This window comes from Burkholderia sp. Nafp2/4-1b, assembly GCF_003635165.1.
GTDB lineage: Bacteria > Pseudomonadota > Gammaproteobacteria > Burkholderiales > Burkholderiaceae > Burkholderia.
The window spans coordinates 257,259-282,051 of the sequence record NZ_ML058601.1; the positions used below are offsets into that span (position 1 = coordinate 257,259).

The 24,793-nt window shown below is 67.2% G+C and carries 21 protein-coding genes and 1 pseudogene; 11 read left to right on the plus strand and 11 right to left on the minus strand.

The window, feature by feature from the left end; all coding sequences use genetic code 11:
• Positions 1 to 13: 13 nt before the first annotated feature.
• Positions 14 to 916 carry a catechol 1,2-dioxygenase gene (gene catA / locus C7H84_RS10660; protein ID WP_121858776.1) on the plus strand — a complete coding sequence of 301 codons (903 nt, stop codon included), beginning with the start codon at positions 14 to 16 and terminating at the stop codon, positions 914 to 916.
• Between the two features lie 43 nt (positions 917 to 959).
• Positions 960 to 1,250 carry a muconolactone Delta-isomerase gene (catC, locus tag C7H84_RS10665; RefSeq protein WP_121858777.1) on the plus strand — a complete coding sequence of 97 codons (291 nt, stop codon included), beginning with the start codon at positions 960 to 962 and terminating at the stop codon, positions 1,248 to 1,250.
• Positions 1,251 to 1,388: 138 nt separating this feature from the next.
• Here catC and C7H84_RS10670 read toward each other — a convergent pair whose 3' ends face one another.
• Positions 1,389 to 2,174: an NAD(P)H-dependent oxidoreductase gene (locus C7H84_RS10670; RefSeq protein ID WP_121858778.1), complete on the minus strand. Its 786-nt coding sequence runs from the start codon at positions 2,172 to 2,174 to the stop codon at positions 1,389 to 1,391.
• A gap of 85 nt (positions 2,175 to 2,259) precedes the next feature.
• On the opposite strand from C7H84_RS10670, the pseudogene C7H84_RS10675 reads away from it, so the two are divergent.
• A pseudogene (locus C7H84_RS10675) lies at positions 2,260 to 3,154 on the plus strand (LysR family transcriptional regulator).
• A gap of 175 nt (positions 3,155 to 3,329) precedes the next feature.
• Positions 3,330 to 3,734 (plus strand): DUF2471 family protein, encoded by a 405-nt coding sequence (locus C7H84_RS10680; RefSeq protein ID WP_121858779.1) that lies wholly within the window; start codon positions 3,330 to 3,332, stop codon positions 3,732 to 3,734.
• Positions 3,735 to 3,894: 160 nt separating this feature from the next.
• Here C7H84_RS10680 and C7H84_RS10685 read toward each other — a convergent pair whose 3' ends face one another.
• Positions 3,895 to 5,928 (minus strand): NADPH-dependent 2,4-dienoyl-CoA reductase, encoded by a 2,034-nt coding sequence (locus C7H84_RS10685; RefSeq protein WP_121858780.1) that lies wholly within the window; start codon positions 5,926 to 5,928, stop codon positions 3,895 to 3,897.
• A gap of 76 nt (positions 5,929 to 6,004) precedes the next feature.
• On the opposite strand from C7H84_RS10685, the gene C7H84_RS10690 reads away from it, so the two are divergent.
• Positions 6,005 to 7,090, plus strand: coding sequence for an AraC family transcriptional regulator (locus C7H84_RS10690; protein WP_121858781.1), 1,086 nt, complete (start codon positions 6,005 to 6,007; stop codon positions 7,088 to 7,090).
• Between the two features lie 28 nt (positions 7,091 to 7,118).
• On the opposite strand, the gene C7H84_RS10695 is transcribed toward C7H84_RS10690, so the two are convergent.
• The 3 genes from C7H84_RS10695 to C7H84_RS10705 form a co-directional block, all read right to left on the minus strand.
• Complete coding sequence (locus C7H84_RS10695; RefSeq protein ID WP_121858782.1) at positions 7,119 to 7,568, minus strand: DUF126 domain-containing protein; 450 nt, start codon at positions 7,566 to 7,568, stop codon at positions 7,119 to 7,121.
• Positions 7,561 to 8,808: an aconitase X gene (locus C7H84_RS10700; protein ID WP_121858783.1), complete on the minus strand. Its 1,248-nt coding sequence runs from the start codon at positions 8,806 to 8,808 to the stop codon at positions 7,561 to 7,563. The genes C7H84_RS10695 and C7H84_RS10700 overlap by 8 nt, the downstream gene beginning before the upstream one ends.
• A gap of 76 nt (positions 8,809 to 8,884) precedes the next feature.
• Positions 8,885 to 9,313, minus strand: a complete 429-nt coding sequence (locus tag C7H84_RS10705; protein WP_121858858.1) for a MarR family winged helix-turn-helix transcriptional regulator — start codon at positions 9,311 to 9,313, stop codon at positions 8,885 to 8,887.
• 108 nt (positions 9,314 to 9,421) lie between these two features.
• Between C7H84_RS10705 and C7H84_RS10710 the strand changes: the two genes are divergently transcribed.
• The 5 genes from C7H84_RS10710 (at position 9,422) to C7H84_RS10730 (ending at position 15,102) form a co-directional block, all read left to right on the plus strand.
• Positions 9,422 to 10,342 carry a LysR family transcriptional regulator gene (locus C7H84_RS10710; protein ID WP_121858784.1) on the plus strand — a complete coding sequence of 307 codons (921 nt, stop codon included), beginning with the start codon at positions 9,422 to 9,424 and terminating at the stop codon, positions 10,340 to 10,342.
• A gap of 107 nt (positions 10,343 to 10,449) precedes the next feature.
• Entirely contained in the window at positions 10,450 to 10,884 is a 435-nt protein-coding gene (locus C7H84_RS10715; protein ID WP_121858785.1) for a MarR family winged helix-turn-helix transcriptional regulator, read from the plus strand.
• Between the two features lie 64 nt (positions 10,885 to 10,948).
• Positions 10,949 to 12,040 carry an HlyD family secretion protein gene (locus C7H84_RS10720; protein WP_121858786.1) on the plus strand — a complete coding sequence of 364 codons (1,092 nt, stop codon included), beginning with the start codon at positions 10,949 to 10,951 and terminating at the stop codon, positions 12,038 to 12,040.
• Between the two features lie 13 nt (positions 12,041 to 12,053).
• The gene (locus C7H84_RS10725; protein ID WP_121858787.1) at positions 12,054 to 13,631 is read left to right on the plus strand and encodes a DHA2 family efflux MFS transporter permease subunit; all 1,578 of its coding nucleotides are present in this window, start codon (positions 12,054 to 12,056) and stop codon (positions 13,629 to 13,631) included.
• 10 nt (positions 13,632 to 13,641) lie between these two features.
• Complete coding sequence (locus C7H84_RS10730; RefSeq protein WP_121858788.1) at positions 13,642 to 15,102, plus strand: efflux transporter outer membrane subunit; 1,461 nt, start codon at positions 13,642 to 13,644, stop codon at positions 15,100 to 15,102.
• Positions 15,103 to 15,324: 222 nt separating this feature from the next.
• Here C7H84_RS10730 and C7H84_RS10735 read toward each other — a convergent pair whose 3' ends face one another.
• Both C7H84_RS10735 and glmS read right to left on the minus strand, forming a co-directional pair.
• Positions 15,325 to 15,735 (minus strand): TIGR02594 family protein, encoded by a 411-nt coding sequence (locus C7H84_RS10735; RefSeq protein ID WP_121858859.1) that lies wholly within the window; start codon positions 15,733 to 15,735, stop codon positions 15,325 to 15,327.
• Between the two features lie 230 nt (positions 15,736 to 15,965).
• A complete protein-coding gene (gene glmS, locus C7H84_RS10740; RefSeq protein WP_121858789.1) occupies positions 15,966 to 17,783 on the minus strand; it encodes a glutamine--fructose-6-phosphate transaminase (isomerizing) in 1,818 nt (605 codons plus the stop codon).
• Between the two features lie 1,287 nt (positions 17,784 to 19,070).
• On the opposite strand from glmS, the gene wecB reads away from it, so the two are divergent.
• On the plus strand, positions 19,071 to 20,288 hold the full coding sequence (gene wecB / locus C7H84_RS10745) for a UDP-N-acetylglucosamine 2-epimerase (non-hydrolyzing) (protein ID WP_121858790.1): 1,218 nt from the start codon (positions 19,071 to 19,073) through the stop codon (positions 20,286 to 20,288).
• Positions 20,289 to 20,426: 138 nt separating this feature from the next.
• On the opposite strand, the gene C7H84_RS10750 is transcribed toward wecB, so the two are convergent.
• From C7H84_RS10750 to C7H84_RS10765, 4 genes are all read right to left on the minus strand, one after another.
• A complete protein-coding gene (locus tag C7H84_RS10750; protein ID WP_121858791.1) occupies positions 20,427 to 21,215 on the minus strand; it encodes a hypothetical protein in 789 nt (262 codons plus the stop codon).
• A 100-nt stretch (positions 21,216 to 21,315) separates the two neighbouring features.
• A complete protein-coding gene (locus C7H84_RS10755) occupies positions 21,316 to 23,178 on the minus strand; it encodes a methyl-accepting chemotaxis protein (RefSeq protein ID WP_121858792.1) in 1,863 nt (620 codons plus the stop codon).
• A 149-nt stretch (positions 23,179 to 23,327) separates the two neighbouring features.
• The gene (locus C7H84_RS10760) at positions 23,328 to 24,008 is read right to left on the minus strand and encodes an OmpA family protein (RefSeq protein WP_121858793.1); all 681 of its coding nucleotides are present in this window, start codon (positions 24,006 to 24,008) and stop codon (positions 23,328 to 23,330) included.
• 18 nt (positions 24,009 to 24,026) lie between these two features.
• On the minus strand, positions 24,027 to 24,791 hold the full coding sequence (locus C7H84_RS10765; RefSeq protein WP_121858794.1) for a flagellar motor protein: 765 nt from the start codon (positions 24,789 to 24,791) through the stop codon (positions 24,027 to 24,029).
• Positions 24,792 to 24,793: the final 2 nt, after the last annotated feature.

Genomic DNA, 24,793 nt, shown 5'->3' on the forward strand with positions numbered 1-24,793 from the left:
ACCGGAGACACAGATGAACAAGCAAGCCATCGATGCCCTGCTGAAGACCTTCGACGATGCCGCGGAAAAGCCCGGCAACCCGCGCGTGCGCGCGATCGTCAACCGCATCGTGAAGGACATCTGCTACACGATCGAGGACTTCGACGTGCAGCCGAGCGAATTCTGGACCGCGCTCAACTACCTGAACGAAGCCGGCCGCGAATTCGGGCTGATCGCGGCAGGCCTCGGCCTCGAACGCTTCCTCGACGTGCGAATGGACGAGGCCGAGGAGAAGGCCGGCTTCCACGGCGGCACGCCGCGCACGATCGAAGGCCCGCTGTATGTCGCGGGCGCGCCGGAATCGGTCGGCCATGCGCGTCTCGACGACGGCACCGATCCGGGCCAGACGCTGATCATGCGCGGCCAGGTGCTCGGCCAGGACGGCGCGCCGATCGCGAACGCGCTCGTCGAGGTGTGGCACGCGAACCATCTGGGCAACTACTCGTACTTCGACGCGTCGCAGCCGGCGTTCAATCTGCGCCGCTCGATCCGCACCGATGCCGAAGGCCGTTACAGCTTCCGCAGCGTGCTGCCGGTCGGCTACAGCGTGCCGCCGGGCAGCAAGACCGAGCAACTGCTCGACCTGCTCGGCCGTCACGGTCATCGTCCGGCGCACATCCACTTCTTCGTTTCCGCGGACGGATATCGTAAGCTGACGACGCAGATCAACATCGAAGGCGATCCGCACATCTGGGACGACTTCGCATTCGCGACGCGCGAAGGGCTGATCCCGAAGGTCAGGCAGGCCGAGGGTGCGGAAGGCAAACCGTATGGCGTCGACGGGCAGTTCGCGCTGATCGACTTCGATTTCTCGCTGCTCAAGAACAAGCAGGACGTGCCGGCGAGCGAAGTCGAGCGGCCACGCGCGCAGGCCTGAGCGGCCGCCCGGTTCGACGCATCGATAACGCAAGGAGCGCAGGATGCTGTTTCATGTGGAAATGACCGTCCGTCTGCCGACGGACATGGATCCGGTCAAGGCGGCCACGCTGAAGGCCGAAGAGAAGGCGATGTGCCAGCGGCTGATGAACGAAGGCGTCTGGCGGCATCTGTGGCGAATCGCCGGGCAGTATGCGAACGTCAGCATCTTCGATGTCGACAGCGTGCAGCAGCTGCATGACATCCTGAGTCAGCTGCCGTTGTTTCCGTATATGGAGATGGAAGTGCGGGCGCTGTGCCGACATCCGTCTTCGGTGCGGGAAGATGATCGGTAAGTGAGTGTGGGACGCGCCGTCATCGAACGGCCGCGAAACACGCGACACGGGCGCCCGGCGATGTTCTCGCCGCGCGCCCGTGTGGTTTTACGAGGCCTGCTTCAGGCATCGCCGCGCATCACGATGATGCCGTGACGATCATTGCTCCGCGGCCAGATGCGCGGCAAATCCCACCGTGCCGGGCGCGATCACCTCCTTGAGCGTCAGCGCCGGGATCTCGTAGTCGCCCGCGTTCTGCCGCCGGAACGGAATCGGCTGCGCGCTCCACAGTTCGTCCAGACGCTTGCCGAGCGCCGCCCGTATTTCGTCGAAGCGCGCGTCGTCCATCCTTCCCGTGCGGTAGATCACGAACGGCGGCAGCACGTCGAACCCCGGGTAATACAGGATCCCGTGCTGGATCGGGAACAGCACGTCGTCGATCGGCCCGTTGATGCCGCGCGCGCTGTAGTGCGACTCCCAGCCGCCGGTCGTGACGATCACCATCGCACGCTTGCCCGCGAGCGAACCTTCGCCGTAGCGGTCGCCCCAATGCCGGTCGGAATGCTCGCCGACACCATACGCGAAACCGTACGCATACACGCGCTCGACCCAGCCCTTCATGATCGCCGGCATCGAGAACCACCACAGCGGAAACTGCAGGATCACCGCGTCGGCCCACTTCAGTTTTTCCTGTTCGCGCGCGATGTCGTCGCGCTGCGTGCCCGTCTCGAACGCGCGCTTCGAATCGAGCACGGGATCGAAGCGCGCGTCGGGCGCACGGTCGGTCACGTCATTCGCGTCGAAGGCGGCCTTCCAGTTCATCGCATACAGATCCGTCACCTGCACGGCATGGCCTGCCGCCTCGAGATGCGCGACCGCGAAATCGCGCAACGCGCCGTTCAGCGAACGCGGTTCGGGATGGGCATAGACGATCAGTACATTCATTTCACTGCTCCGTGGATTGCATGACTGCAGGATGCCGCCGCCGAAGGTATATTGGAAATGAATTCCGGATATTCCAGGTATAGCGATGAACAATCTCAGACGACTGGACCTGAACCTGCTGGTCACGCTCGACGTGCTGCTCGCGGAGCACAACGTCACGCGCGCGGCGGAAAAACTGAACATGTCACAGCCGTCGGTCAGCGTGCAGTTGCAGAAACTGCGCGACCTGTTCGGCGATCCGCTGCTGCTGCCGGGGCCGCGCGGAATGCGGCCGACGGCGCGCGCGGAAGCGCTGCGTGAGCCGCTGCGCGATGCACTGGAGGCGGTGGAGCGCGCGGTGCTGACGGCCACGCCGTTCGAGCCGGCGACCGCGACGAACACATGGCGGGTCGCCGCGACCGACTATGGCGAATCGACGATCGTGCTGCCCGCGCTGAACACGCTGCGGTCGGCCGCGCCCCGCCACGCGGCTCGCCATCGTCGAACTGGTGCCGCCGCGCATCGAGCAGGATGCCGAGCGCAACGGCATCGACCTGGCGTTCCATACCACCGACGGATCGCCGGAAGGGATGCGGCGCCTGCCGTTGTTCGTCGAGCGCTACGTGCTGGTCGGCCGCGCCGGTCATCCGAAGCTGAAGCGGCGGCCCACGCTCGCGCAGTTCGCCGCGCTGGAACACGTGATCGTCTCGCCCGACGGCGGCGGCTTCTTCGGCGTGACCGACGACGCGCTCGCGAAGGCCGGCGCCACGCGACGCGTGGTGCTGTCGGTGCCGCATTTCCTGTTCGTGATGACGGCCGTCGCCACGACCGACCTGGTGGCGATGCTGCCCGAGCGACTGGTGCGCGACACACCCGCATTGCGCGTGGTGGACGCGCCGGTCGAGGTGCCCGGCTACGAGATGTCGATGCTGTGGCACGAACGCGTGCATCGCGATCCCGCGCATCGATGGTTGCGGGAAACGATCGCCGCTTCCGTCTGAATCGCTGGGCCGACGGGTGCGATCGCTCATTGCGACGATCCGAAACCGGTCGCTGCACCCCGCACGTTCATTCAGTACTTGAAACCGCCTCGAACACTGTATATATTTACAGTGCTTTTGTACCATTTGACCCGAATTCCGTCACCCATGACGGACGGACTTTTGTGAGGCGACCATGTTTCAGTCATCCGCATTCGATCCCGAGCGGCCCGGCTTCAACCCCGTCCACTTCGAGCGTGCCGCGCAGCGAGCGGTGGTCGACCTGCAGCGCGTCGCCGGCGGCCCCGCGCAGCGCGCGCTCGGCCTGCGACGCCGCACGCATCCGGCGGCCGTCCGCACGATGAGCTGGCAGGCGCTGCTGAACGTCGAGGAGCTCGCATTCTCGAACGCAGGTTTCCTGAGCCGCAACGATCCGGCGGTCGTCGACGCGTTCATCCGCCTGCGCGACAGCCGGCTGGTTGCCGCGGACGTCGAGGAGCCGGTCGACTGGCGTCGCGACGACGACGACCTGCCGGCCATCTATCTGATCGTCAAGGCGATGCTCGAAGCGGAAGAGGAAGAACGGGCCGAAGCGGCCTGACCCACGCCGGCCGGCGGCAGATCGATATCTGCGAGGATCGCGTCGCCACGTTGCATGGCGACGCGGACCATCCGTTCAGCGCATGGCGGCATGTGCCGGCATCCGGGCAGCAGCATCGGGACCGGGGATCGCCAGCCACCGTCGCGCGGCCGGCTACCCGTTACAACCGCGCCGCAAGACGCGAGCCCTGATCGATCGCCCGCTTCGCGTCGAGTTCGGCCGCCAGTTCCGCGCCGCCGATCAGATGCACCGGGCGTCCGGCCGCCTGCAGCGGCGCGAGCAACGCGCGCTGCGGCTCCTGCCCCGTGCACAGCACGATCGTGTCGGCTTCGATCAGCTCGTGGTCGGTACGCTGCTCGCCGTACGACACGTGCAACCCGCGCGCGTCGATCAGCTCGTAGTTCACGCCGCCGATCATCTTCACCTGCTTCATCTTCAGCGTCGCGCGGTGAATCCAGCCGGTCGTCTTGCCGAGGCCTTTGCCGAGCGGCGCGGCCTTGCGCTGCAGCAGCGTCACTTCGCGCGCGGGCGCGGCGACCTGCGCGCGCGTCACGCCGCCGCGCGTCGCGGCCGGGTCGGTCACGCCCCACTCCGCTTTCCATTCTTCCAGGTCCAGAGCAGGCGACTCGCCGTCCTGCACCAGATACTCGGCGACGTCGAAGCCGATGCCGCCCGCGCCGACCACCGCGACACGGCGGCCGACCGGCCGCCGGCCGGCGAGCACGTCGATATAGCTGAGCACGTTCGGCCCGTCCTGCCCGGGGATCTTCGGGTCGCGCGGCGCGACGCCGGTCGCGAGCACGATCTCGTCGTAGCCGCCCGCGATCAGGTCGCTCGCGTCGACGCGGCGATTCAGGTGCAGCTTCACGCCGGTCAGCTCGACCTGCCGGCCGAAGTAACGCAGCGCTTCGTCGAACTCCTCCTTGCCCGGAATCCGCTTCGCCATGTTGAACTGGCCGCCGATCTCCGGCGCCGCGTCGAACAGTTCGACGTGATGGCCGCGCTGCGCGAGCACGGTCGAACACGCGAGCCCGGCAGGCCCCGCACCGACCACCGCGATGCGCTTCGGCTGCTGCACGCGCGTGTAGGTCAGCTCCGTCTCGTGGCATGCGCGCGGGTTCAGCAGGCACGATGCGATCTTGTTCTTGAACGCATGGTCGAGACACGCCTGGTTGCAGCCGATGCAGGTGTTGATCTCGTCGGCGCGGCCCTGCGCGGCCTTGACGACGAACTCGGCATCCGCGAGCAGCGGACGCGCCATCGACACCATGTCCGCGCAGCCGTCCGCGAGAATCTGCTCGGCCACTTCGGGCCGGTTGATCCGGTTGGTCGTCACGAGCGGAATGCCGACCTCGCCCTTCATCTTCTTCGTCACCCATGCGAACGCGCCGCGCGGCACCGACGTCGCGATCGTCGGCACGCGCGCCTCATGCCAGCCGATCCCCGTGTTGATGATGGTCGCACCGGCGCGCTCGACGGCCTTCGCGAGCTGCACGGTCTCGCGCCAGTCGCTGCCGTCCGGAATCAGGTCCAGCATCGACAGCCGGTAGATCAGGATGAAATCGCGCCCGACCGCTTCGCGCGTGCGCTCGATGATCTCGATCGGCAGGCGGATCCGGTTTTCGTACGAGCCGCCCCACTGGTCGTTGCGCTTGTTGGTATGCATCGAGATGAACTGGTTGATCAGGTAGCCCTCGGAGCCCATGATCTCGACGCCGTCGTAGCCGGCTTCGCGCGCGAGCTGCGCGCAGCGGACGAACGCGCGGATCTGCCGCTCGACGCCGCGCGCGCTGAGTTCGTGCGGCGCGAACGGCGAGATCGGCGACTTGATCTTCGACGGCGCGACCGCGAACGGGTGGTAACCGTAGCGGCCGGTATGCAGGATCTGCAGCGCGATCTTGCCGTCGTCCGCATGCACGGCGTCGGTGATCACGCGATGGCGCCGCGCGCCGGCCGACGTCATCAGCGTGCCGCCGAACGGCTTGGTCCAGCCGGCCACGTTCGGCGCGAAGCCGCCGGTCACGATCAGGCCGACGCCGCCGCGGGCGCGTTCGGCGAAATAGTCGGCGAGGCGCGGCAGCGTCTTGCGGCTGTCCTCGAGGCCCGTGTGCATCGAACCCATCAGCACGCGATTCTTCAGCGTCGTGAAGCCGAGATCGAGCGGCGCGAGGAGATGGGGAAAGGAGGTCGTCATGATGATTCTGCCGGGATGCGATGAGTGTGATCGTAGGCCGTGCGCCACCTTGAACGTGAGGGGGCAAACAGCCATAATGCTTGTCATTTCCGGCCAAATCGACATGACCGCTCCATCACGCAAGGATCACCTCGGGCTACGCCGGCCGACGATTCCGGTCGCCTATACGCGCCTGTTGCTGCAGGCGCTGGCCGCGCGCGGCGTCGATCTGGCCGCCGTGCGCGCGGGCACCGGGCTGCGCGACGCGGTATTGGCCGAACCGGACGCGCGCGTCGCGCCCTCGCAATGGGGCCGGCTGGTGCTCAACGCGATCGAGATCGGCGGCGATCCCGGCATCGGGCTCGCGTTCGGGCTGCTGCTGAAGCCGACCGTGCACGGCTTTCTCGGCTACGCGACGCTGACCGCGCGGGACATCCGCGACGCGCTGGTCGTCACGCAGCGCTACTTCCGGATGCGCAACCGCCAATATCGTCTGACCTACGCGGAAGACGAACGCGGCGCGACGCTCGAACTGCACGGCGTGCAGGCAAGCCCCGTGCTGCAGCATCACGTGATGTTCGAATTCGTGCTGACGGGGCTCGCGCAGAACATCGCGCAGTGGTCCGGGCGCGCGTCGCCGCCGATCGCGCTGCGCTTCACGTGGCCGGAACCCGGCTATTTCGCGCGTTATCGCGATCAGTTGCCGCCGGTCGAGTTCGGCTGCGCGGCGAACGCACTATGGATCGCGCGCGACGTGCTCGACTGGCCGCTGCCGCTCGCCGACGAAGTCGCGCACCGGCAGGCGCTCGTGCAGGTCGAGCGTGAATATGCGCAAGTCCGCCAGGAAGAAGGCGATCTCGTCGAGCGCGTGCGGGCGGAACTGGCGCGGACGGCCGGCGATTATTCGAGCCCGGAGGCGCTCGCGGATGCGCTGCTCGTGTCGACGCGCACGTTGCGGCGCCGGCTCGAGGAGGCCGGGTCGAGCTATCGGCAACTGCTGGACGAAGCGCGATTCCGCGACGCGAAGCAATTGCTGTCGGCGTCGGATCTCGACCTGAAGACGATCGCCGAGCGGCTGCAATTCACCGACCCGGCGAATTTCACGCGAGCGTTCCGCAGGTGGGCCGGGCAGACGCCGAGCGCCTATCGGGACGCGGCGGCGGGAAACCTGGCGCACGAGTAAGCCGGAAGGGTCGCGCAAGCGCGATGCGTCAGCCGCCGACGTAGATCCGTGCGCCGCCGTCGCCCTCGCCTGCCTCGATCCGCACGTCGCCGGTCGCGGCGACGATCGCGTCATACACGGCGTCCGTCACGCACACCACCGGCACCGCGATCGCATAGAGTTCGGCGGCGACGATCGCGCCGATCGAGATGATGAGGTCGCGCTCCTTCAGCACGATCCCGACCGGCCCCGTGCCGTTGCGCACCGCTTCCGCGAGCACGCTGCTGCTCGAGCTCGAGCCCTTCGCGTGCGGCATCACCATGATCCGGCCTGCCAGGCTCGCGCCTGCCTGCGGATGCCCGCGATCGACGATGCGCCCCGCGCCCGAGTCGTAGCCGCCCCAGAAACTGAGCGGCTTGTCGAGCACGAGCGTCGTTGCGCACGCGCTGCCCGGCACGAGCGTGTCGCCCGTCAGTTGCCCGATCGTTGCATCAGTCATCGAATCGCACCTTTCCTTCGAACGCGGAGCGCACGCATTCGCGCATGCTGCCGTACGCGACCGTGACGCCGATGTTCGCGGGCGCATACGACGCCCACTTCCCCGAATTGGTCATCACGAGCCCCGACAGTTGCTTCATCACCGGCGTGATGTACGTGCAGGTGTCGACGACGATCTGGATACCGCGCGCGTCGAATTTCGAAGCGAGCCCGAGTTCGCCCAGCTCCCACAGGATGAAGCGGCTCGTGTTTACGTAGAAATCGCACTTCGGGTTGCCGTCGAACTGATCGAGCAGCGCGTCGAGCGTGCGGAACTCGGCCAGCGAGAAGTGCGGCGTGCCGAGCGCGACGGCGACGAGCGCATCGCCGGCCGCGCCGTGGTTCAGCGTGCGGCGGATTTCATCCAGATCGGCCATCGTAACGTCGACCGTGCGTTCGGCCGCTCGGCCGTGCAACGCGGCGTCGAGCGTCGGCGCCTCGGGCGTCACGCCCACCGCATGAAACAGCGCGACCGCGCCGCTCGATGCGGCGGCCGCACCCAGCGCCTTGAGCTCGTCTTCAGTGGTATCCGCGGGTAGCCCGACGATCGCGGGCACCGTTGCGCCGGCGATCCTGCCGATCAGCAAGCCGAGCGCGGCGAAATAGATGTCGCGCGACGGCCGGTTGCCGAACTCTGGCGCGTTGAACACGATCCGCGCCGCGCGGTTCGATTCGACGTGCAGGCCCGCATACGGCGCGCGGCCGGTGATCGCGGCAGCCAGGTCGAGAAAATCGCCGTAGCGGCTGGTGCGCGCGCCGAGTACCGAATTGGCGAACACGATCGCATTGGATTCGGCCCACGCGATCTGCTCGCCGAGCCGCGGACGATTCTTCAGCTGATACGGCGCGCACGTGAAGCTCGATTCGCAGCCGAGCTGCAGGTGCGCATCCATCAGCCGCTGCGCGTCGCGCTGGATCGCGCGGTCGCCGTGATACAGCTCGGGGTGGATCAGGTCGAGCGACCCGACGTTCAGCGTGGTCGGCACCGCGACTCGCGCGCCGGTGTCGACGAAATACTCGACGAAATCGAGGCTCGTCCGGCCGTGATAAAGACAGCCGTCGATATGCGCGGACGTGATGTCGATCAGGCTCGGCGCCGACATGACTCGGGCCGTGCGCGCGACGATCCGCATCGCGCGCGCGACGCCGTCGCCGAATGCGCCGCGCAACATCGCGTCGTCGCGCTCGCTCAACTGCAGCATGGGGGTGCTCCTCGTGTCTCGTCCGGTGGATCCGGATCGCTTTTGTCATACTACCGCGCTGCCGCGCGCGTGGCGCCTAGCGTTGCGCCGTCAGGCTGAACAGCTCGTCGCGCAGCGCCTTGGCCCGGCCGCGGCCGAACTGCGTCTCGAAGTCGTCCTGCGCAGCCTGCCACGCGACTTTTGCCTGCGCGTAGGTGCGCTCGCCGAGCTTCGTCAGGCTCAGCGCATGCGCGCGCGCATCATGCGCGGATGCGGCCGCGGCAACCAACCCGTCGCGCTGCAGCGGCTTCAGCGCGCGCAGCAGCGTCGTGCGATCCATCACCAGCGTATCGGCGAGTTCGCTCATCACGAGACCGGGCTGGCGCGACAGGTTCGCCATGATCGAGAACTGCGCGGGCGTGACTCCGACCGGGGCCAGATGCCGCTCGTAGAGTTGCGTGACGAAGCGCGCCGCCTGACGCAGCGCGAGGCAATTGCAGGCCTGAGCCATCTGGGTATCGTTCATGATCGGCAATTTATATGTGCATATGCATAAAGTCATTGTACACTCCGCGGTATCGTGGTGGGCGGACCGTGCGTGCGGCGCGCCCCGCCATCGCCCGAGGAGACGGACATGGACTACATCGAGAAGTTGCGGATCTTCCGGTCGGTGGTGGAAATGCGCAGCTTCACGCGCGCCGCCGACATACACGGCCTCGCGCGGCCGGTCGTGTCGCGGGCGGTCGCGGATCTCGAGGCGCGCTTCGGCAGCCGCCTGCTGCACCGGACCACGCGCCAGGTCTCGCTGACCGAAACCGCCGAGCGCATCTACGAACGCTGCGCGGCCGTGCTCGACGAACTCGATTCGCTGGAGGCGCAGGCGCAGTCGCATACGCGCGAGCCGGAGGGGCTGCTGCGCCTCGTCGCGCACACGACGGCCGCGCTCAACCGGCTCGTGCCGCTGATCGCCGGCTTCAAGGCCGCGCATCCGAAGGTCCGGCTCGACGTCACGCTGACCGAGCGCCCGGTCGATCTCGTCGGCGAAGGCTACGACATCGGCATCGTCGTGCCGTACATGCTGACGAGCGAGACGACCGTCGTGCGGCTGGTCGAACGCATTCCGGTGGTGATCGTCGCGACGCCCGCGTATCTGCGCGCGCATCCGCGCCCCGACACGCCGGCCCAGCTCGCCGAGCATGCGTTCGTGCCGATGTCGCCGTCGCTGCGGCGGCCCGCGCTGTCGTTCCGCGTCGACGGCGACACGGTGACCGTGCCGTTGAGCTTCGACATCTCGTCGAACAGCCCCGTCTTCAACCGCGAAATGGTGATGCACGATTTCGGCATCGGCGCCGTGCCGAGAACGCTCGTCGAAGCCGAGCTCGCATCGGGCGCGCTCGTGCAGGTGCTCGAAGGCGCCGATCTCGTCGACGCGTTCGTCGACATCAAGCTCGCTTACGCGAACCGCGCGCTGCTGCCCGCGAAGGTCAAGGCGTTCATCGACTACACGGCCGCCTACTGCGACCGCGAAGGCTCGATTGTTCCCGCCGCGGCCTGATCCGGCGCGCCAACGCGTCGTTCCGCCGTCGATTGGTACAGCCACGACACCAATCTGATCCCGCCCTGCCGCTCGCTTCGCGCCCGCTGCCCGCCTAGTATGTGCACATGCACACGACCATCCTTACCGACGATGATTGCTTCGCGGTCCGGCAAGCCGCCCGGCGGATCTCGCAGTTCTACGAGCGCTACCTGTCGCGGGCGGGCGTCACGCCGTCGCAGTACAGCATTCTCGCGTTGCTGCGGGAGCGCCCGGGCCTGACGATGGCGACGCTGTCGGCGGTGCTGGTGATCGAGCGCACCGCGCTGCTGCGGGCCCTCAAGCCGCTGATCGGCGCGGCACTGGTGACCGGCCGGCTCGAGCCGCGTTGCCGCCGCCAGACGTTCGCGCTGACCGCGCACGGCGAGACGAAGATCGCCGACGCGCACGTGCAATGGCTCGCCGCGCAGGAAGCGTTCGAGCAGCGGTTCGGGTCGGCCCGGGCGGCCCGCCTCAGAGACGAATTGTTCCGGATCACGCACCACCTGCCGGAACGCGATTGACGACTTCCCCGATCGGCGACGTGTCGTCGGTCGTTTCAATAAGTGCATATACATAGGTGAATCGATGGAAACGACCCAAACCGCTGCCTCGCGCGAGGCAGCCACAAGTGAACGGCCAGCGAAGCAGCAACGCCGCGTGCCGTGGATGCGGATCGCGGTGGGTGTGGTCGTGGTCGCGGTCGCGGCCGCGACGCTCGACTGGCTGTTGGTGCTGCGCCTCCAGGAGAGCACCGACGATGCGTATGTCGGCGGCGACGTCACGGTGCTCGCGCCGAAGGTGAACGGCTTCGTCGACAAGATTCTCGTGACCGACAATCAGCGCGTGAAGGCCGGCGACGTGCTCGTGCAGCTCGATGCGCGCGACTACGATGCGAAGCTCGCGCAGGCCACCGCGGAAGTCGACAGCGCGCGCTCCGCGGTTGCGGAACTCGAAGCGAAGCAACAGCTTCAATACGCGGTGATCGGTCAGCATGCGGCGGACAAAAACGCGTCGTCGGCCGAGCTCACGCGTGCATCGTCCGACCGCGTGCGCTACCGCGAGCTCGTGAAATCCGATGCGGTGTCGAACCAGATCGTCGAGCGCGCGGACGCCGACTATTCGAAGGCGGATGCGGCCGTCGCGCGCAGCGATGCCGCGCTGCTCGCGTCGAAGCGCCAGCTCGACGTGCTCGGCGCGCAGCTCGCCGATGCGCGCGCCCGCGTGAACACGGCGCTCGCCGCGCAACGCGTCGCGGCGCTGAACGTCGAATACACGACGATCCGCGCGCCGGTCGACGGCTACGTCGGTAACCGCACGGGCCGCGTCGGGATGCTCGCGAATGTCGGCGTGCCGCTGCTGACCGTGGTGCCCACGTCGGGGCTGTGGATCGATGCGAACTTCAAGGAAGACCAGCTGCGCAAGATGCGCGCGGGCGATCGCGTCGACGTCGCGCTCGATGCATCGAGCACGCGCCTGCACGGCCGCGTCGACAGCCTCGCGCCCGCGACCGGCGCGACCTTCAGCGTGCTGCCGCCCGAGAACGCGACCGGCAACTTCACGAAGATCGTGCAGCGCGTGCCGGTGCGCGTGCATCTCGATCCGCAGCCGGGCATCGAGCAGGTGCTGCGCCCGGGCCTGTCCGCGGTCGTGACCGTGCACACCGATCACGCGAACTGAGCGGGAGCCGACGATGACCACCACCTCGTTTTCCGGCGACCCCGCGTCGCAACCGACGAAGCAGCGCGTGTTCGCGTTCGCGCTGATGTGCGTCGGCTTCTTCATGGCGACGCTCGACATCCAGATCGTCGCGTCGTCGCTGCGCGATATCGGCGGCGGCCTCTCCGCGAGCCAGGACGAGCTGTCGTGGGTGCAAACCGCCTACCTGATCGCCGAGATCATCGTGATCCCGATGTCGGGCTGGCTGTCGAAAGTGATGTCGACGCGCTGGCTGTTCGTCGCGTCGGCCGTCGGCTTCACGATCACGAGCATGCTGTGCGGGCTCGCGTGGGACATCAACTCGATGATTCTGTTCCGCGGGCTGCAGGGCGCGCTCGGCGCCGCGATGATCCCGACCGTGTTCACGACCGCGTTCGTGCTGTTCCCGGGCAAGCAGCGGCTGATCGCGTCGACGACGATCGGTGCGCTCGCGTCGCTCGCGCCGGCGATCGGGCCGGTGATCGGCGGCTGGATCACCGATCAATGGTCGTGGCACTGGCTGTTCTACCTGAACCTCGTGCCGGGCATCGCGGTGGCCGCACTGGTGCCGCGCTACGTGCATATCGACGAGCCGGACCTGAGCCTCATCAAGCGCGGCGACTATCTCGGGATCGCGCTGATGTCCGGCTTCCTCGGCTGCCTCGAATACGTGCTGGAGGAAGGCCCGCGCAAGAACTGGTTCAGCGACGACGTGATCCTGATCTGCGCGTGGGTCTCCGCCATCTGCGGCTTCCTGTTCATCGTGCACGCGTTGACCGCCGACGATCCGATCGTCGACCTGCGCGCGCTCGTCGTGCGCAACTTCGGGATCGGCAGCCTGCTGTCGTTCGTGACGGGCATCGGGATCTTCGTGACGGTGTTCCTCACGCCGCTGTTTCTCGCGCAGGTGCGGGCGTTCAGCTCGCTGCAGATCGGCATCGCGCTGCTGTCCGTTGGCGCGTTTCAGTTGATCGCGCTCTGCGCGTATGCGTTCGCCGCGCGCTACTTCAGCATGCGTGCGCTGCTGGTGTTCGGGCTGATCTGTTTCGGCCTCGGCTGTTACCTGTACACGCCGATCACGCACGACTGGGGCTGGCGCGAACTGCTGCTGCCGCAGGCGCTGCGCGGGATCGGCCAGCAGTTCAGCGTGCCGCCGATCGTGACGATGGCGCTCGGCTCGCTGCCGCAGTCGCGCCTGAAATCGGCAAGCGGCCTGTTCAACCTGATGCGCAACCTCGGCGGCGCGATCGGTATCGCGGTCAGCGCGACGATGCTCAACGACCGCGTGAACTTCCACTATCTGCGCCTGAACGAGCACGTGAGCGCCGGCGAGCCGCAGGTCGCATCGCTGCTCGATCGCCAGGCCGCGTACTGGACTTCCGTGGCCGGCAACACGCTCGATACCGCGCAGGCCAGCCTCGCGAATCTGCACCACCTGATCTACCGCGAAGCGCTGACGCTGACCTACGCCGATGCGTACTACGCGCTGTCGCTGTGCTTCGTCGTCGCGCTGGTCGCCGTCGCGTTTTCGCGCCCCATCACCCTGAACGCGCCGCCGCCGGACGCGCACTGAGATCCTCATCATGAAAAAGCTCCTCGTCGCCCTCGCCGTCAGCGCACTCGCCGCCGGCTGCGCGGTGCAGCCCGCGCAGCATCCCGCGCTGCCCGACTCCGTTCAATCGCTCGCTCCCGGCGCGTGGGACACCGACGTGCCGCGCGCGGACATCGACGCCGCCGCGTGGTGGGCCCAGTTCCACGATCCCGTGCTCGACCGGCTGATCGCAACCGTGCTCGACGGCAACCTCGATCTGCAGGCCGCCGCCGAACGCGTGAAGCAGGCGCAGGCGCTGACCGTGCAGAAGCGCGCGGTGCTGCTGCCCGAGCTCGACGCGACCGCGCATGCGGCCGACGCGCGCCAGAACACGCCGCCGCCGCTCGGCTATGTGCGGCAGGCCGGCGCGGGGCTCGCACTGAGTTGGTCGCCGGACGTGTTCGGCGGCGAACGGCTCGACCTGCTGGCCGCGCAGGCGGAACTGGTCGGGCAGAAGCATGCGGAAGACGCGATGCGGCTCGCACTCGCGGCCGATGCGGCGTCCGCCTATGTCGACCTGCGCTGGGCGCAGCAGGAACTGAAGATTCTTCAGGACAACGCGGCGATCCGCCAACATGCGCTCGAACTCACGCGCAAGCGGCAGGCGTTCGGGCTGTCTACGGAACTCGATGTCACGCGCGCGCAGAACCAGCTCGATGCGCTCGAAGCGAGGATTCCGCCGACCAAGGCGCAGATCGCGCATCAGCTCAACCTGATCGCCGTGTATTCGGGCCGCACGCCGGAGTCGGTCGACCGGCTGGTGCTCGCGCAGGCCGGCGCGATTCCCGCGCCGCCGGCCGGATCGCCCGCCACGCTGCCTTCGCAGGCGCTGCTGCGCCGGCCGGACGTGCTCACCGCTTATGCGCAAGTCGAGCGGCGCGCGGCGCAGGTCGGTGTCGCAAAGGCCGAGCGATATCCGAAGTTCTCGCTGAACCTGACGGACGGGATCCTGGCCGCGTCGTATCTCGGCTTGCCGACGCTGACCGACAACCTGTTCAGCGCGGCGTTGAGCGCGACGAGCCCGATCTTCAACGCCGGGCGCATCACGGCCGACATCACGCAGAGCGAAAGCCGGATGCGCGAGTCGGAACTCGGGTTGCGGCAGACGATGCTGCAGGCGCTGCGGGAAGTCGAGGATGCGCGGGCGAACCTCGTCAGCAACGATGAGGCGGCGCGGCGGCTCGACAGCGCGCTCGCGGCGTCCGACAAGGCGCTCGGGCTGGCGAACCAGCTCTACAAGGGCGGCGCGACGGATTTTCTGGACGTGCTGTCCGCGCAGGAGGTGTATCTGCGGGATTCGGATGCGCTCAATCAGGTCAAGCGCGAGCATGCGCTGGCGGCGGTTGCGCTATATCGGTCGCTTGGCGGCGGGTGGAGCAGGAACGACGCGGCGAGCGGGACGGAAGCGCAAGCCGCGACCGTCGCGGCGGCAGCCCCTGCCGTGAAGGAGTAACGGCGGCCACCCTCCGATATCGAACACCCGGTTGTGCGCTTATGAAGCATACCGTGCGAGCGGTGCCTGTTGGCGGCGATGCAGGCGGCCGCCCAGCCGGCCGGCCGTAATGGGCGTAGTGGCCGCAACGGGCGCATTGTCGCGTCGGACGCGTGCCAGCGCGGACCCCGGGCAGCGCGGGTGGGCGTCCCGGCATTCGCTGCGGAGATCGATACGACACGCTCACCCGACGTCGGGCCACCGATATCCGATCACTTCACCCACCGGATACGCGAGCTCGCGCACCGCTTCGAGCTGATTGCCGCCGAACAGGTGCACGTGCTCGTCGTCGTGACGCAGGTAGAAGCCGACATGGCCCTTCCAGCTCACGGGATCGTCGCGCGTCAGGATCGCGATGCAGCCGTACACCGGCCGCTCCAGCGGCCGCCCCCATTCGAGCCACGAACGCGCGAGCGCGGAACCGGTGCCGCGGATGCCCGCACGCGTCATGCACCAGTTGACGAACGACGAGCACCACGAAATCTTGTCGTCGTAGCCGACGAGATTCGTGTGGTTGTTGTATTCGACGATGCGCGGATTGATGCTGCCGGGCGGGAAACGGCGAATGCCCAGCTCGGCCAGCGCAACGGGCATCCACGGCGGATGGGCGGCGTGCGGGTTGCGCTCGGAGTTCGATCGGGTCACGGCGGTCTCGGGTTCGGGTATCGGAACGTCGTTAATCTTCGCACGAATGCGGCGGCGTGACTGTGCCGTTTCGAGCCCGGCGCGCCCGGTCATGCCGGGCCACCGGCCGCCTTTCCGATTCCCGGCAAAGGCCGCCCCGCATTGCGCGGAAGCGGTCTCCCGACGTCGCGCCCTTCCCGTCACTCGACCGTCACCGATTTCGCCAGGTTCCTCGGCTTGTCGATATCCGCGCCGCGCAGGCACGCCGCGTGATACGCAAGCAACTGCAGCGGCACGACGTGCAGGATCGGCGACAGCAGCCCGTAGTAATCCGGCATCCGCAGCACCGACACGCCCTCGCCGTTGTCGATCTGCGTGTCCGCATCGGCGAACACGTAAAGCTGTCCGCCGCGCGCCCGCACTTCCTGCATGTTCGACTTGAGCTTCTCGAGCAGCGCGTCGTTCGGCGCGATCGTCGCGACCGGCATCGCGTGCGTCACGAGCGCGAGCGGCCCGTGCTTCAGCTCGCCTGCCGGATACGCTTCCGCGTGGATATACGAAATCTCCTTCAGCTTCAGCGCGCCTTCGAGCGCGATCGGGTAATGCAGCCCGCGCCCGAGGAACAGCGCGTTCTCGTGCCGCGAGAATTCCGCTGCCCAGCGCTCGATCTGCGGCTCCAGCGCGAGCACGTCCTCGAGCGCGCGCGGCAGTCGTCGCAGCTGCGTCGTATAGCGGGAGAGCTGCGCGTCGTCGACGTAACCGCGCAACCGGCCGAGCGTCACCGCGAGAATGAACAGCGCGACGAGTTGCGTGGTGAATGCCTTGGTCGACGCGACGCCGATTTCCGGGCCGGCGCGCGTGAGGAACCGCATGCCGGTCTGGCGCATCATCGCGCTGGTCGGCACGTTGCAGATCGCGAGCGTGTCCATATGACCAAGCGCCTGTGCGTACTTGAGCGCGGCGAGCGTGTCGGCGGTCTCGCCCGATTGCGACACGCTGACCACCAGCGTGTTCGGCAGCGCGAGCGCATCGCTGTAGCGGTATTCGCTCGCGATCTCGACCTGCGCGGGCAGCCGCGCGATGGTCTCGAGCCAGCGGCGGGCGGTCAGGCCTGAATAGTGACTCGTGCCGCACGCGAGAATCAGCACGTTGTCGATCTGCTGGAACGCGCGCGGCGCATCCGGGCCGAACGCCGCGGGATCGAACAGCCCCGCATCGGGAATGGTCGCGGCGACAGCCTCCGGCTGCTCGAAGATTTCCTTCTGCATGAAATGGCGGTACGGCCCCAGCTCGACCACGCCCTGCGTCGACGTGACCGTCTGGATCGGGCGATCGACCGGCGTGCCGCCGCGCGCGAGCACCCGCACGCCGCCCGGCGTCAGTTCGACGATGTCGCCTTCCTCGAGAAAGATGAAGCGATCGGTGATGCCGGCCAGCGCAAGCGCGTCGGAGGCGAGAAAGAACTCGTCGTCCGTCAGGCCGACCACCAGCGGCGAGCCGGCACGCGCGCCGATCAGCCGGTGCGGCTCGTGCTTGCTGAATGCCGCGATCGCATACGCACCGTGCAGCTGCGACGTCGCATCGCGCACGGCGGTGAGCAGGTCGCCGCGATACTTGCTGTGGATCAGGTGCGCGACGACCTCGGTATCGGTCTGGCCGTCGAACTCGTAATGCTCGTTCGATAGTTGCCTACGCAACGACTCGTGATTCTCGATGATGCCGTTGTGCACGAGCGCGATCTCGTCGCGTGAAAAGATCGGGTGCGCGTTGCAGGTCGCGGGTGCGCCGTGCGTCGCCCAGCGCGTATGCGCGATGCCGGTGCTGCCGGACAGCCCTGCACTGCGCACGTGCGCGTCGAGATCGGCGACGCGCGACACGCTGCGCTCGCGGCGCGCCTGGCCGTCGACGACGGTCGCCACGCCGCATGAATCGTAGCCGCGATATTCGAGGCGGCGCAAACCTTCAATCAGAATCGGAACGATGTTCCGTTGCGCGACCGCGCCGACGATGCCACACATGACCCATCTCCCCTATTGTCTGCTCATGGAACGTATGCCGCAGTGCCAGCACGATCCGGTCACCGCACTCTCCGCCGTCGTGAAACGGCATTGGGCGGGCGTGGGCGTGTCGCTTCGGCGTATCGGCGTATCGGCGTATCGGCGTATCGGCCCGCACACTCGAACGAGTCGGCAACCGGCCGCGACGTGCGCTCAGGCACGGCACGCACGCTGACGAGCCCGGCGCCTGTCGCCGCATTCCGGATTCGTTGATGCCGGTATCCGCTCCTTCCGTCGTCGTTCAAACGCGCCGAGACGCGCCTGCCTCCCTGAAACAAGCAAGGGGTGAGCCATGAATCGCCTCGCCCCGTTCTGAAAGGACCGGCGCGTGCACGGCCAACCCGATACGGGCACGGAGCGCATGTTTTTGATTCACCGGCGAATCAACGCTCGCCCCCAGAGCGGGGGATCTCCCGCCCACGCAGCGCGGACGTCTTGCACGACATCATTTCGGGAATCCACCCGCTGCGGACGGCCGTTGCACGTCCCCCGTCAGCCATGACGCATGCGCATCGCGACGCGCATGGACCGTTGCCGTGCGAATGTGGCCGGCTCGCTCCGGGATTGCGTTACAGATGCGCAACATTTCACACCTGCCGAACCGCACGATGCGCGATTCGGTAGGGAAATCCTCCGTGCTGGATTCGGGCCGGAAATGCGATGACGTCTCGCTCATTTCCCGCAAACGATTCGCATGGGGAGACGACTGACGATGCCTGAATACGCTCATGCAATGCACCTGGCACCAGGGCATCCGGCGCGCAACACGATTCGCGATTCCTCGAATGACGCGACCGGATCGACCGCGCGAACGGTCGAGGGTATGTCGGCATCACGGCAATCCGCCGACGTAGCACGCGTAGCAATTGTGAAACATTCCGCAGCAATTCGCGTGTTCGGCGCGAACCGGGCTCGGCCACATCGCTGTTGGTTTGAATATTGCTCTATCGAGAGCAGGAACAACTGCGAGGTGCGTCGCGATGCGGCAACGTACGCGTTCAACCGCCAGACGTAGCGACCGACATCGATAGGAACGCTCATGACGTCGTGACGAGGTTCAAGGTGACGACGGTAGTCCGACGATTGCGTGGCGAAGACCACGCGGACAACGACGCGCGCTCGCCCTGCATCGCCACTGCATGTCGCTCGGCAGGCGTGACCGCATGTGGCAACGGGACGAGTGATGCATACAGGCTTGGCGCCAGGTGCCGGATCTTCCGGCGCAAAGAAGTTCAACGAGGAACAACGATGAAAAAGATCTTGCTTGTGTTCGGGACTCGGCCGGAAGCCATCAAGATGGCCCCGCTCGTCCGCGCGCTGAAGGCGCGCAAGGATGTCGATGCCCGCGTATGCGTGACTGCCCAGCATCGGGAAATGCTGGATCAGGTCCTCACGTTGTTCGACATCAAGCCCGAGTACGACCTCAATCTGATGCGCCAGAGCCAGACGCTGACCGACGTGACGACCGGCATTCTCCAGGCGATCGGAATCGTCTTCGACGACTTCCATCCGGACGTCGTCCTGGTGCACGGCGATACGACGACGACACTCGCCGTGAGTCTCGCCGCGTTCTATCGTTATCTGCCCGTCGGGCACGTGGAAGCGGGTTTGCGCAGCGGCGACATCTGGTCGCCGTGGCCGGAGGAATTGAACCGCCGCGTGACCGACGCGGTGTCGTCATGGCATTTCGCGCCGACCGGCCAGGCGCGCGACAACCTGTTCAGCGAAGGCGTGCCGGTCGGCGCGGTCGTGATGACCGGCAACACCGTGATCGATGCGCTGCACGATGTCAAACGTATGCTCGATCACAATACCGCGCTCAACGACAAGGTCGCCGCGCACTTTCCGTTTCTCGAACCGTCGCGCCGCATCGTGCTGATCACCGGTCACCGCCGCGAGAGTTTCGGCGAGCCGTTCCGGCATTTCTGCGAGGCGCTCTGCACGCTCGCGAAACGCTATCCCGATGCGCAGTTCGTCTATCCGTTGCACATGAATCCGAACGTGCGCGAACCGGCGCGCGCGCTGCTCGGCAGCGTACCGAACATTTACCTGATCGAGCCCCAGGAATATCTTTCGTTCGTATTCCTGATGTCACGCGCGCACTTCATCATCACCGACTCGGGCGGCATCCAGGAGGAAGGACCGGCGCTCGGCAAGCCGGTGCTTGTCACGCGCGAGACGACCGAACGCCCCGAAGCGATCGAGGCCGGTACCGCGCGGCTCGTCGGCACGGACCACGAGCGGATCGTCTGGGAAGCGTCGCGGCTGTTCGACAGCGACAGCGCGTATGAGGAAATGGCGCACGCGAGCAATCCGTATGGCGACGGCCACGCGAGCGAGCGGATCGTTCACACACTGATGCATACGCCTGGTGCGAGCGCGAATGCGGCGAGCTTTTCGATGGGCGCCGCGGAGATGCCGTTCAACCCGCTCGCACTGGGGTTGCAGGCGTTGCGCTCGCGCTGAAGTCGATCCGTGGGATCGGTATGCCGACGGGCGGCGACGCGCGATGTCGCTGCCCGTCATTCTTCGGACGCGCTTCGCCATCCATCGCCGTCGGATCGCGCCGGGCGATCGACGGCCGCTACCGCCCTCTGCCATCCGCTATCGGACCACGGCATCGGCCATCGATTGCGCCTGCGCGACCAGCCGCGGGTAGCTCCGCTGGGACACCACCTGTCTGGCGAAACACGCCTGCCGCGCGTCCGCGGGCACGCGCGCCGTGCCGCACGCCGCGATCGGGCGCAGCGTCACGCTCTTCCACAGGATATAAACGCGTTGGCCCTGCCGGACCGACACGGCCAGCGTGTTCGGCCCGTCCGGCACGCCGTCCTGGCTTTCACCGAGCAGCCACGCCTTCACCACGCCGTCGGCCGGCTGCCGCTTGACGGGCAACGCCGCGAAGCGAAACGCCGCGGCGTCGTCGCTGAATACGTTCGTGTAAAGCGTTTCGTTGTCGAACATCGCGGCGACGTCGTCGGTCGGCTTGATGCCCGCATCCGCCGTGCTTGCCCAAGCCTTCAGCAGCGGAACCGTGGTCACGACGAGATTCGTCTTGCCGTCGTCCGACTTGAAGGACAATCCGTCCGGCCCCGGCGGCATCCCGTCGACGGGGCCGACGCTCTGCACCGTGCCCGTCGCCTTCGCGGCAAACCCTCTCGCCCTGACCGTGCCGATCAGCTTCGCGAGCCGCGCATTCAGGTCGGACGTATACCGCTGGTCGAGGCCCGTCCGATCTTCCAGCCGGGCCGCCGCCACGGCGGCCGCGGCCTGCTTCCGATAGGCGAGATACGAATCCGCCGGCGATGCGATCACCTTCGCCCCGACCGCGGCGAGCACCGCCGCGACCACCACCGCCCCCACCCCGATCTTCAGTCTTGATTTGCGCTTCATTTTTATGACGTCACCGATCACGCGCCGACAGCGAAAACGGCTGCCGTGGTCTCACGGCAGCCGTCCCTCAGAAACGCATCATTCTAACGTCGCGCAGACGTTATTCATCGACCTTGAACGCCGATACCAGTCGCGTCAGTTCCGTCGCCTGCTGCTTCAGGCTTTCCGCGGCCGCCGCGCTTTCCTCGACCAGCGCCGCGTTCTGCTGCGTCATCTGGTCGAGCGACTGCACCGCGTCGCCGATCTGGTCAATGCCCGCGCTCTGCTCCAGGCTCGCCTCGGCGATCTCGCTCATCATCGCGCTGACGCCCCGCACCTGCGACACGACATCGCGCATCACCGTCCCCGCCTCGCTGACGAGCCGCGACCCGGTGTCGACCGTCCCCGCACTGTGCTCGATGAGCGCCTTGATCTCCTTCGCCGCCTGCGCGCTGCGCTGCGCGAGATTCCGCACTTCCGACGCAACGACCGCGAACCCGCGTCCCTGCTCGCCGGCGCGTGCCGCCTCGACTGCCGCATTCAGGGCGAGAATGTTGGTCTGGAACGAGATGCTGTCGATCATCACGATGATCTCGGAGATCCGTTGCGACGCGTCGCTGATCTGCTCCATCGTGGTCACGACTTCGCCCACCACCTGGCCGCCGCGCGTCGCGGTATCCGCTGCGCCGGTAATCAGCTTCGCGGCCGTCGTCGCGGTTTCGGTGTTGTTGCGCACGACCGCCGTGATTTCCTCCATCGACGACGCCGTGCGCTCGAGGTTGCTCGATTGCCCTTCGGTCCGCTCGCTCAAGTCCGCATTGCCCGACGCGATCTGCGCGGAGCCGGTCGCGATCGACGCGGATGCCGCGCGAATCCGGTGCACGAGCGTCGACAGCGACGACACGAAGCGGTTGAACGCGTCAGACAATTGGCCGATCTCGTCCTGGCTCTCGACGGTCATTCGGCGCGTCAGGTCGCCCTGGCCGCTCGCGATCTCCGACAGCAGCATCGCCGCGCGGCGGATCGGCGCGGCGATCGCGCGCCCGACCAGCCAGATCACGACCAGCGCGACGCCGAGGCCGACGACCGCGGCGACCAGCGCCGCGCTGCGAATTGCGCGCGTGACCGGGCCGAGCAGCTCGGCCTGCGGCACTTCAACGACCACGTACGCGTTCAGTTCCGGGATGAACGACGTCGCGATGAAACGCGCGCCGCCGTCGCCCGTGTAGCTCAGGTACGCATACGGCTTGCCGGCCAGCAGCGTCGACGATGCGTCGCCCGGCAGGCCCGGCGCGTCCTTCAGGAAATGCTTGCCGTCGATCAGCGACGTATCGCGATGCATCATGATCGCGCCGTCCGGCCGCACGAGGTACGCGAAGCCGGTGTCGCCGATCCGGTACGCGGCAATCCCCTTCGCGAGCGCATCGACGGACAGGCTCATGCCCGCCGCGCCGACCGGCGCGCCGTCGAGTTCCACGCGGCTGTTGATGAACATCATGTAGCCGCCGAGCGTGACCTCGCGATCCATGTTCACGTCGTAGGTGTTGCCCGACGCGAGGAAGCTCGTCAGCCACTGGTCCTTGTCGGTGACCTTGCGCTGCAGGCCGCCTTCGTTGTAGTAGTTGCCGCTCTTCACCGACACCCACTGCACGGACGCGGCCTTCTGCTCGTCCTTCACGTTCTTCGCGAGCTGGATCCAGTTGCGCGTGCCGGCGTCGGGCTCGCCGGCGGCTTCCCATTGCAGCAGGAACGCATCGCGCGCGAGGATGCGCGACGCGGCGATCGGCCCGGCCATCTGCCGCTGCACGTCGGCGCGGATGCCGCTCACGGCCGTCGGAAGTTCTTCGCGAACGACGCGATCGCGCACGGCGTCGCCGATCAGACGAATGCTCAACCCGCTCGAAATCGCGACGAACACGAGCAGGCAGCTCGTCATGCTGAGAATCAGCTTGTTCTGAATGGACAGCTTGCGCCAGAAATGCATGGGGAACCCTCGATAACCGCTCGGTCTGAGCCAGCTTGAGTTATCGGCAGGCACGCGCGGAATCGCATCGCCGGGTTCACATGGTCGTCATGCGAGATCCGATATGTCGGTGACGGGCGGCCGTCGCGCGCCCGTCGCGGTTCGCACGCTCAATACGCGACGAAGATCGTCACGCGCCGGTTGCGCGCCCGCGCGGACGCATCGTCGCCCGCGACGAGCGGTTGCGTATCGGCGCGGCCGATCGCGGCGAGCCGGTGCGGCGCGACGCCGCGCTCGGTCAGGTAGCGCACGACGCTGCCCGCGCGCGCGGACGACAGCTCCCAGTTCGATTCGTATTTCGCGTTCGCGATCGGCACGCTGTCGGTATGCCCTTCGACGAGGATGTCGCCGGTCGCATGCTCGCTCAGCGCCTGCGCGATCTGGCTCAGCACGGGCGCCGCATCGGGCAGCAGCCGCGCATCGCCGACGTTGAACAGGATCTTCGCGTCGATGCCGATCTCGATCCCGTGCGGCGCGCGCACGAGCGAAATGCGGCCGTTCGCCTTGAGCGCATCGAGCGATGCGAGCCACGCCGGCGCGCGCTCGGGGGTCGCGGGTGCCGTTGCGCTGGCCGCGCCGCCGTCGTGCCGCGCAAGCGTCTGGTACCGCGCATCGAGTGCGTTGTATTTCGCTAGCTGCAGCACGTACAGCGCGAGAAACAGCACCATCAGCGTCGTGATGAGATCCGCGTACGAGATCAGCCAGCGGCCCGATTGCGTGCCCTCGGCTTCATCGTCGTCGCGGTCGCCGGCAGCCGAGCCCGCGCGTGCCGCATCAGTTCGAGCCGTCATGTCGAAGCCCCCGGTGCGTCATGCGAGCGACTCGGCCGCGCGGCCGCGCACGTCGCCCGTCAGCCGCGTTTCGATCGTATGCGGCGATTCCTTGCGCGAGATCGCGAGCAGGCCGTCGAGATACAGCTTGCGAAAGCGCAGTTCGCTGTCGACCTGCGCACGCAGCTTGCCGTAGAGCGGCAGAAACACGAGGTTCGCGAACGCGAGGCCGTACAGCGTCGCGATGAACGCGACCGCGATGCCCGGCCCGAGCTGCGCCGGTTCGAGGATATGGCTCGTCACCTGCACGAGCCCGAGCACCGAGCCGAGAATGCCGAACGTCGGCGCGTAGCCGCCGGCCTGCTGCCACACGCGCGCGGCCGCGAGCCGGCTGCGCTCGTAGGCGTCGAGCTCGCGATGCAGCGCGTCCTCGAGCACGGCGGTCGACACGCCGTTCGCGAGCAATTCGAGCCCGCGCCGCGCGAACGGATGAATGCCGGTCACGTCCATCGATTCGAAGGCGAGCAACCCGTCGAGCTTCGCGCGATCGCCCCACTCCAGCAGGTCGGTCAGGTGCTTGCGATCGACTTCCTGCGCGCGCACGAACGCGAGCCGCAACTGCTTCACCGCGTCGAAGAAGCGCGCCCACGTGTTCTGGATCATCACCGCGCCGAGCGTGCCGCCGAGCACGATCACGAGCGCCTCGAACTGGAACAGCATCGAGAAATGTCCGCCTTCCAGCGCGAAGCCGAACACGATGGCCGCGCCGCCGAGCAGCACGCCGGCCAGGGTCAACAGGTCCATAT

Excerpts from the sequence above, each read along its gene's own strand:
- C7H84_RS10765 (WP_121858794.1), bottom strand. The coding sequence starts at position 24,791 with ATGGACCTGTTGACCCTGGCCGGCGTGCTGCTCGGCGGCGCGGCCATC.
- C7H84_RS10705 (WP_121858858.1), bottom strand. The coding sequence starts at position 9,313 with ATGAACGATACCCAGATGGCTCAGGCCTGCAATTGCCTCGCGCTGCGT.
- C7H84_RS10695 (WP_121858782.1), bottom strand. The coding sequence starts at position 7,568 with ATGACTGATGCAACGATCGGGCAACTGACGGGCGACACGCTCGTGCCG.
- C7H84_RS10725 (WP_121858787.1), top strand. The coding sequence starts at position 12,054 with ATGACCACCACCTCGTTTTCCGGCGACCCCGCGTCGCAACCGACGAAG.
- C7H84_RS10755 (WP_121858792.1), bottom strand. The coding sequence starts at position 23,178 with ATGCATTTCTGGCGCAAGCTGTCCATTCAGAACAAGCTGATTCTCAGC.
- C7H84_RS10730 (WP_121858788.1), top strand. The coding sequence starts at position 13,642 with ATGAAAAAGCTCCTCGTCGCCCTCGCCGTCAGCGCACTCGCCGCCGGC.
- glmS (WP_121858789.1), bottom strand. The coding sequence starts at position 17,783 with ATGTGTGGCATCGTCGGCGCGGTCGCGCAACGGAACATCGTTCCGATT.
- C7H84_RS10750 (WP_121858791.1), bottom strand. The coding sequence starts at position 21,215 with ATGAAGCGCAAATCAAGACTGAAGATCGGGGTGGGGGCGGTGGTGGTC.
- catC (WP_121858777.1), top strand. The coding sequence starts at position 960 with ATGCTGTTTCATGTGGAAATGACCGTCCGTCTGCCGACGGACATGGAT.
- C7H84_RS10710 (WP_121858784.1), top strand. The coding sequence starts at position 9,422 with ATGGACTACATCGAGAAGTTGCGGATCTTCCGGTCGGTGGTGGAAATG.
- wecB (WP_121858790.1), top strand. The coding sequence starts at position 19,071 with ATGAAAAAGATCTTGCTTGTGTTCGGGACTCGGCCGGAAGCCATCAAG.
- C7H84_RS10715 (WP_121858785.1), top strand. The coding sequence starts at position 10,450 with ATGCACACGACCATCCTTACCGACGATGATTGCTTCGCGGTCCGGCAA.
- C7H84_RS10690 (WP_121858781.1), top strand. The coding sequence starts at position 6,005 with ATGCTTGTCATTTCCGGCCAAATCGACATGACCGCTCCATCACGCAAG.
- C7H84_RS10760 (WP_121858793.1), bottom strand. The coding sequence starts at position 24,008 with ATGACGGCTCGAACTGATGCGGCACGCGCGGGCTCGGCTGCCGGCGAC.
- C7H84_RS10670 (WP_121858778.1), bottom strand. The coding sequence starts at position 2,174 with ATGAATGTACTGATCGTCTATGCCCATCCCGAACCGCGTTCGCTGAAC.
- C7H84_RS10680 (WP_121858779.1), top strand. The coding sequence starts at position 3,330 with ATGTTTCAGTCATCCGCATTCGATCCCGAGCGGCCCGGCTTCAACCCC.
- C7H84_RS10700 (WP_121858783.1), bottom strand. The coding sequence starts at position 8,808 with ATGCTGCAGTTGAGCGAGCGCGACGACGCGATGTTGCGCGGCGCATTC.
- catA (WP_121858776.1), top strand. The coding sequence starts at position 14 with ATGAACAAGCAAGCCATCGATGCCCTGCTGAAGACCTTCGACGATGCC.
- C7H84_RS10735 (WP_121858859.1), bottom strand. The coding sequence starts at position 15,735 with ATGCCCGTTGCGCTGGCCGAGCTGGGCATTCGCCGTTTCCCGCCCGGC.
- C7H84_RS10685 (WP_121858780.1), bottom strand. The coding sequence starts at position 5,928 with ATGACGACCTCCTTTCCCCATCTCCTCGCGCCGCTCGATCTCGGCTTC.
- C7H84_RS10720 (WP_121858786.1), top strand. The coding sequence starts at position 10,949 with ATGGAAACGACCCAAACCGCTGCCTCGCGCGAGGCAGCCACAAGTGAA.